This window comes from Falsiroseomonas sp. RANM36, from assembly GCF_056682175.1.
Map to the genome: position 1 here is coordinate 6,705 of NZ_JBWXTD010000003.1, position 1,070 is coordinate 7,774.

Genomic DNA, 1,070 nt, shown 5'->3' on the forward strand with positions numbered 1-1,070 from the left:
CGCCCCGCCCCCCGCGCCCGCCGCCCCCCCGCGGGGGGGGGGGGGGGGCCCCCCGGGCCAGCGCGTCCAGCAGATGCGTCGCGGCGGCCCGCGCGGTCGCGGCGCGCGCCACCGTGGTCGCAGCCCCCACATGCGGCGTCAGGATCAGGTTCGGCACCTCGCCCAGCGCGAGTTCCGGCGGCGGCGGCTCGATCGGACGGGCATCGAGCGCGGCGCCGCGCAGCGTGCCGGCGCGCAGCGCCGCGACCCGCGCCGCCTCGTCCACCCGGCCGGCGCGGGCGGTGTTCACCAGGATGCCCTCCTTCCCCAGTCGCGCCAGCGCCGCGGCGCCGATGATGCCGCGCGTGGCGTCATTCAGCGGCGCATGCAGGGAGAGGATGTCGGACCGCTCCAGCAGGTCCTCGACCGAGGCGGCGCGCGCAACAGGCGCGATGTCGCCGGCCCGGTCGAGCCGGGGGCTCCAGGCCAGCACCCGCATGCCGATGGCCAGCGCGATGCGCGCCACGCCGCGCGCGATGCGGCCATAGCCGAGCAGGCCGAGGGTGCGGCCATGCAGCTCGAGGCCGAGCGTCGCGCGCTCCCAGCCGCCGGCCTGGGTGGCGCGGTCATGGCGGGGGATGTCGCGGGCGGCGGCGATGATCAGGCCGATCGTGAACTCCGCCACCGACTGCGCATTGGCGCCGGGCGCGGTCAGCACGGCGATGCCGCGCGCGGTGGCGGCCGGCAGGTCTATCGCGTCGTAGCCGGCGGCGGCGCGGGAGATCACGCGCAGGCTGGGGCAGGCGGCGATGGCCGCGCCCGAGATGGGAATGGAGCGGGAGAGCACGCCGTCATAGGCGTTGGCTTCCAGCAGCCGCTCCATCACCGCGCGCGCACCGGCGGGGGCGACGAAGTCGAGCCGGCAGCCGGCCTCTTCCAGCAGCTTGCGCCCGGCGGCTTCGAGCTGGGGGGCGGTGACCAGGATATGGAAGGACATGCGCCACACTTCGCGCCGCGGCCCGCGGCGGCGACGGGGGGGGCCCCGGCGGGCCCAAAAGGGGCGGGCCCGGGGGGCGGGGCGCCGGCGCGGG

1 protein-coding gene is annotated in these 1,070 nt (G+C 78.5%); it reads right to left on the reverse strand.

Going from position 1 to position 1,070, the window contains the following annotated elements:
- Positions 1 to 976: NAD(P)-dependent oxidoreductase (locus AC1MIR_RS04935; protein WP_480027074.1), on the reverse strand; the 976-nt coding region annotated here is incomplete at its 3' end.
- Positions 977 to 1,070 lie beyond the last annotated feature (94 nt).